General features: G+C 59.4%; 6 protein-coding genes and 1 pseudogene. 5 read left to right on the top strand and 2 right to left on the bottom strand.

Going from position 1 to position 5603, the window contains the following annotated elements:
• Window positions 1-64: 64 nt before the first annotated feature.
• Window positions 65-295, bottom strand: a complete 231-nt coding sequence (locus tag ACFO24_RS08260; RefSeq protein ID WP_377737895.1) for a LysR family transcriptional regulator — start codon at window positions 293-295, stop codon at window positions 65-67.
• A gap of 294 nt (window positions 296-589) precedes the next feature.
• On the opposite strand from ACFO24_RS08260, the gene ACFO24_RS08255 reads away from it, so the two are divergent.
• The 4 genes from ACFO24_RS08255 to ACFO24_RS08240 all read left to right on the top strand — a co-directional run bounded on the left by ACFO24_RS08255 (window position 590) and on the right by ACFO24_RS08240 (window position 4474).
• Window positions 590-976, top strand: a complete 387-nt coding sequence (locus ACFO24_RS08255) for an ectoine synthase (protein ID WP_377737894.1) — start codon at window positions 590-592, stop codon at window positions 974-976.
• A 101-nt stretch (window positions 977-1077) separates the two neighbouring features.
• Entirely contained in the window at window positions 1078-1902 is an 825-nt protein-coding gene (locus tag ACFO24_RS08250; RefSeq protein ID WP_377737893.1) for an ABC transporter substrate-binding protein, read from the top strand.
• 67 nt (window positions 1903-1969) lie between these two features.
• On the top strand, window positions 1970-3487 hold the full coding sequence (locus tag ACFO24_RS08245; RefSeq protein WP_377737892.1) for an amino acid ABC transporter permease/ATP-binding protein: 1518 nt from the start codon (window positions 1970-1972) through the stop codon (window positions 3485-3487).
• Between the two features lie 48 nt (window positions 3488-3535).
• Window positions 3536-4474, top strand: coding sequence for a glutaminase (locus ACFO24_RS08240; RefSeq protein ID WP_377737891.1), 939 nt, complete (start codon window positions 3536-3538; stop codon window positions 4472-4474).
• A gap of 72 nt (window positions 4475-4546) precedes the next feature.
• On the opposite strand, the gene ACFO24_RS08235 is transcribed toward ACFO24_RS08240, so the two are convergent.
• Window positions 4547-4948 carry a hypothetical protein gene (locus tag ACFO24_RS08235; protein WP_377737890.1) on the bottom strand — a complete coding sequence of 134 codons (402 nt, stop codon included), beginning with the start codon at window positions 4946-4948 and terminating at the stop codon, window positions 4547-4549.
• Between ACFO24_RS08235 and ACFO24_RS08230 the strand changes: the two are divergent.
• Window positions 4932-5603, top strand: a pseudogene (locus tag ACFO24_RS08230) (FAD-dependent oxidoreductase); the annotation flags it as partial. The gene ACFO24_RS08235 and the pseudogene ACFO24_RS08230 overlap by 17 nt on opposite strands.

Here is a 5603-nt window from a genome sequence, read left to right as displayed (position 1 = left end):
CCATTTCTTAGCTCCTTGTCTACATTTTGAACAAAGCTAAGAACTCCCATTTCTAGGGGCAACTTCACAACGGGGTCAGGCGCATCACCAGCAGCTCTCCGGCCAGCGTCAGCTTCAGGCGACGACCGTCCCTGACAAAGAGCTCGGTATCGAACCAGGCTTCCAGGTGCCGGACCTGGTGGCTGATGGCGGCATGGGTCACGTGCAGCTCGTCGCCCGCACGCGACATGCTCAGGTGACGGGCCGCAGCTTCAAACGACCTGAGTGCACTCAGGGGAGGGAGTTTGAGTGTCATACCCCCCACCTGCAACCTTGGGGCCATGTGGTGGGGGTATCTGGCGTAGAGGGCATGGGGACTCCAATACAAGGGCTGAGGGGGGATCGGGCCTCGGCAACCCCTGTGCAGAGTCGATCGGATACACGACTGATGTGTGAGCTAATTTTACAGGTTTCGTGAAAATTCATCAGTTGATGCAATCGGCGCCAAGTCACACAATTTTCACAACCGATCGCTGAGTCGGTCACGGCGGACAGGCTGGCAAAAGCCCCGCTTTTTTCAGGGTAACTCGGGCAACTGATTGGAGTTTCAATGTTTGTACGTTCTTTGAACGACGTCGAGAAGACAGATTATTTTGTGGATTGGGGAAACGGTACCAGCCACCGTATGCTGACCGAAGCGGACGGCATGGGCTTCACCGTGTGCCACACGGTTGTGAAAAAAGGTAGCGAGTCGCTGCTGGAATACCGCAACCATCTCGAAGCCTGCTACTGTATCGGCGGTGAGGGCGAAGTTGAAGACATGAACGGCAATGTCTACCCCATCAAAGTGGGCGACATCTATGTGCTGAACCAGCACGACAAGCACTACCTGCGCGGCGGCAAGGACACCGACCTGATTCTGGTCAGCGTCTTCAACCCCCCGCTCAAGGGAACCGAGCGTCACAATCTCAAAGGTGACGGCAGCTCGGCCTACTGATAGAGCCAACAGGCTGTCCCCACAAGGCGACAGCCTGTTTCAGTTTCGAAAAATAGCGAAAAATCCACCAGGGCGGCACTTCATTCACTGAGAGAGGCAATATGAACAACATCATCAAAAACACCCTGACGGCTGTGGCACTGAGCGCCATTGCTGCAGGTGCTGCAGGTGCTGCACATGCTGCAGGTACCTTGGCCAAGGACACTTTCAAGGTCGGCACCGACCTGACCTACCCTCCTTACAACTACTTCGACAGCAACAACAAGCCCGCTGGCTTCGACGTTGAGCTGATGACCGCGCTGGCCAAGGCCGCCAACCACAAGGTCGAGTTCCTGGACACCCGTTTCGAGAACCTGATCATTGGCGCCCGCGGCGGTCAATTCGACGTCATCGCCTCGACCCTCTACGTCAAGGCCGAGCGTGCCAAGCAAATCGACTACATCCCCTACATGAAGACGGGTGTGTCGATCGCTGTGTCCAGCGCACGTGGTCTGTCCTTCAAGAAGCCTGAAGACCTGTGCGGCTACAAGGTCGGCTCCATCAAGGGCGGCGCCTGGATCGAAAACCTGATGGCTCTCAATCAGACCGTCTGCAAAGGCAAGCCGATCGATTCGCGCGAGTTCCCTTCCTCACCTGAAGCCACCCAGGCCCTGTTGTCGGGCGGCGTGGATGCCCAGATGGAAGACTCTGCGGTGCTGCAAGACGCCGTGGGCAAACTGCGCGGCAAGATGAAAATCTCCTCCACCGAAAACCATTACCCCGTGGTGGTAGGCTTGGGCGTTCGCAAAGGCAACGAAGAACTGGCGGCGACCATTCGCAAGGCGATGGCCACGTTGGAGAAAAACGGTACTTACGACGCACTGCTGAAAAAGTACAACGTCTCCAAGCCCACCGAGGCGGAGTTCAAGGCGGCTTTGGCCAAGTAAGTCATACAGAGGCTACGCACGGGGGCGCAACGCTTTGCGCCCCCTGTTGTTTACAGGTGGGTTGTTTATGGATTTCGATTGGGAATATCTTCTGACCCTGGCTGGCAACCGGGACTTTTGGGCTGCCTCGCTACTGGTGGCCTGGCTCAGTACCTTGACCTGGTTGATCGGGTCTTTCCTGGGTCTGTTCGTGGCACTGGCCCGAACCACTGGCCCCGCCTGGCTCAAGCAGGTCGCCGGCACTTACATCTGGTTCTTCCGCAGCCTGCCTTTGCTGGTGCTGCTGATTTTTGTGTACAACCTGCCGCAGGCGCTGCCTGGCTTGCAGCCGATTCTGTCCAATCCTTTTTGGGCCGGTCTGATTGCGCTCGTCATCAGCGAAACCGCCTACCTGGCCGAGATTCACCGCGGCGGCTTGTTGGCCGTAGAAAAGGGTCAGCACGAAGCGGCCCGTGCCCTGGGTATCAAACCCTTTGGCAAATACCGACACATCGTGGTGCCACAGGCCATTCGCGTGGCTTTGCCGGCATTGGGCAACCAGTTCATCACCATCGTCAAACTCACCTCTCTGGTGTCCGTGATTTCACTGGCCGAGGTGCTGCTGGTCGGTCAACGTCTGTACACACGCAACTTCCTGGTCATCGAGACCTTGGCCGCTGTGTCGTGCTACTACGTCCTGATCGTGACCGTGTTTGGTTACCTGTTGGGCAAGTTCGAAAAGCGTCTGGACGTCAGCCTTCGGACGTCCGGTGAAATCAGTCCGGCCACTCTGGTCAACAAGGCCTCCGGGCTTTCTGGCTCGCAGCGAAAAGTGGGTCAAGAAGTGGTGGTCGAGCTCAAATCGATCAAGAAGTCCTTCGGCTCCAAAGTGGTGCTCAACCACATTGACCTGCAGGTGCGTGCCGGTGAAGTCGTCAGCATCATCGGTCCTTCAGGGTCTGGCAAGACCACGCTGATTCGTACCGTCAACACGCTGCAAGACATCGACTCGGGCTACATCGAATTCAACGGCAAATCGTGGATCGGCAACAGTGGCCGTTACACCGTGGCCAAGAATTTCTACGACGAAGTCACCCACATCGGCATGGTGTTCCAGTCGTTCAACCTCTTCCCTCACATGTCGGTGCTGGAGAACGTGACCTTCGGTCCCCGCTACCATGGTTTCGGCAGCCCGGACGAAATCCGCGAGAACGCGATGCACAACCTCGAGAAGATGGGCATGGCGGCACATGCATCCAAATACCCGCACCAGCTCTCGGGTGGTCAGAAGCAACGCGTGGCGATTGCCCGTGCCTTGGCCATGAAACCCAAGGTCATGTTGTTCGACGAGCCTACTTCGGCACTCGACCCCGAGTTGGTGGGGGAAGTGCTGCAGGCCATCGAACTGCTGGCCGCCGAAGGCATGACCATGATCATCGTGACCCACGAAATGCGTTTTGCCCGCCGCATCAGCGACCGCATCATCATGATGGAAAACGGTTCGATCGTGGCAGACAAGACCGTGGCCGAGATCGATCAGGACCCGAAGGACAGCCGTATCCGTCGCTTCATGTCCAACGCCGAAGGTTCGCACGCCGCGGCCTGAGCCCTGGCGACGTTCGCGCCTGTCGTTCACACCGCTTGTGCCAGGGTCATGGGGCCAGATCGTTTGTCCATTCAGGCCTTTCTCGATGACCTCGAGGCCTCATTCCGGCAGGCCAGCCAGCGGGGTGAGGTGGCCAGTTACATTCCCGAACTGGCCACCGTCGACCCGGGCTACTTTGGCATCTCGGTGTGCTTGCCCGATGGCTCGGTGCTGAGCGCCGGCGATACCCAAAAACCCTTCTCGATCCAGAGCATTTCCAAGGTATTTTCTTTGGCGATTGCCTTGGGTCGCGAGGGCGATCGTCTGTGGAAGCGGGTCGGGCGTGAGCCCTCAAACTTTGCCTTCAACTCGGTGGTCGAGCTGGAGATGGAGCAGGGCCGGCCTCGCAATCCCTTTGTCAACGCCGGCGCCATTGTCACCACCGACGCCATCCTCAGCGGGCGCACCCCCAAAGAGACCCTGGCCGAATTGCTGTTGTTTGTGCGGGCCGCCTGCGGCGATGACGAGGTCTACATCAACCAGCGCGTGGCCGAAGCCGAAAACCGTACTGGGCATCGCAACTACGCGTTGGCGCATTTTCTGAAATCGTGCAGCAATCTCAACAGCCCGTGTGACCGGGTGCTTGGCACGTATTTCCACCAATGCGCCATCGAAATGTCCTGCCAACAGCTGGCCGCGGCAGGGCGGTTTCTGGCCGGTTTCCATCCGGATTTCGACATGATTGGTGAACCGCATGTGCGCAGCATCAATGCCTTGATGATGACGGCGGGCCATTACGACGGTTCGGGTGAGTTCGCGTATTCGGTCGGGATACCGGCCAAAAGCGGCGTGGGTGGGGGTATCTTGGCAGTGGTGCCCAGGCGGGCATCGATTGCCGTGTGGTCGCCGGGGTTGAACCGCTATGGCAATTCGCATCTGGGCACACTGGCACTGGAAAAGCTCTCACGCTTTACCGGTTGGTCACTGTTTGAAGTGGCCAGGGTTTAATCCTCAGGCCTGAATGCCAAGGCCAAGTGCCCTGTGCCTGCCATGACCTGTGCACGACAGTCATGGGCAGGCCTATTCAAGCGGATGGATCAGCTTTTGCGAACCGCCTTTTTGGCAGGCACTGCCGGTGCGACCGCTGAGACCGGTGGCTGGCGCTGCAGCGGGTGTCTTGCGCGCGGGTGTGGCGCGCTTCTTGGCCGCTGGCGCTTTGGCGGGAGCGGCTGCTTTGGCCGGGCTGGCGGCAGGTTTGGGTGCAGCGGGTTTGCGGGTGCGAGGAGCCGTGCTTGATTTGCCGGGTGTGGCAGTGGGAGCAGTGGCGGCAGGTTTGGCCTGGGGCGCTGCTGGCTTGGTGGGCGATTCAGCAGGGGCTGCAGTTGCTACCGCTTTGGGCTGGGCGCTGGGGCGACCGGTCTTGAGGGCAGGCACGGCCCGAATGGCCTCAACGAAGGCCGCGTAAAAGGTGGTGGCGTTCAAGAAGGCCATCATCGCCGCTGGCAGCCAGGCCGTGCGCCTGCCCTTCATGCCCGACGATCCGCGCGTGGTGGACTCCACCGGCGCACTGGCGCTGCAGGGCGTACCCCAAAAGATGCTCATCGTCGGCGGCGGCATCATCGGCCTGGAAATGGGCACGGTGTACAGCACGCTGGGCGCACGCCTGGACGTGGTCGAGATGATGGACGGCCTGATGCAAGGCGCGGATCGCGATCTGGTCAAAGTCTGGCAAAAAATGAACCAGCACCGCTTTGACAAGGTGATGCTGAAAACCAAAACCGTCGGTGCCCAAGCCACCCCCGAAGGCATTAAGGTGCAGTTCGAGGGGCTGGATGGCACCCAAAGCGAAGGCACTTACGACCTGGTGCTGCAAGCCGTGGGCCGCACGCCCAACGGTAAAAAAATCGGTGCCGACAAGGCGGGCGTGGCGGTGACCGAGCGCGGCTTTATCGACGTGAACATCCAGATGCGCACCAACGTGCCGCACATCTTCGCCATTGGCGACATCGTGGGCCAGCCCATGCTGGCGCACAAGGCGGTGCACGAGGCGCATGTGGCGGCAGAAGTGATCGCCGGGGAATTGCAGGGCAACAAAGAACTGGCCGCCGCCGCGTTCAACGCCCGCGTGATTCCCAGC

Source organism: Comamonas denitrificans, assembly GCF_042654745.1.
Lineage (GTDB): Bacteria > Pseudomonadota > Gammaproteobacteria > Burkholderiales > Burkholderiaceae_C > Comamonas > Comamonas denitrificans.
The sequence above is the reverse complement of the archived record's forward strand: the minus strand, read 5'-3'. Positions and strand labels throughout refer to the sequence as shown.

Excerpts from the sequence above, each read along its gene's own strand:
- ACFO24_RS08260 (WP_377737895.1), bottom strand. The coding sequence starts at position 295 with ATGACACTCAAACTCCCTCCCCTGAGTGCACTCAGGTCGTTTGAAGCT.
- ACFO24_RS08255 (WP_377737894.1), top strand. The coding sequence starts at position 590 with ATGTTTGTACGTTCTTTGAACGACGTCGAGAAGACAGATTATTTTGTG.
- ACFO24_RS08250 (WP_377737893.1), top strand. The coding sequence starts at position 1,078 with ATGAACAACATCATCAAAAACACCCTGACGGCTGTGGCACTGAGCGCC.
- ACFO24_RS08245 (WP_377737892.1), top strand. The coding sequence starts at position 1,970 with ATGGATTTCGATTGGGAATATCTTCTGACCCTGGCTGGCAACCGGGAC.
- ACFO24_RS08240 (WP_377737891.1), top strand. The coding sequence starts at position 3,536 with ATGGGGCCAGATCGTTTGTCCATTCAGGCCTTTCTCGATGACCTCGAG.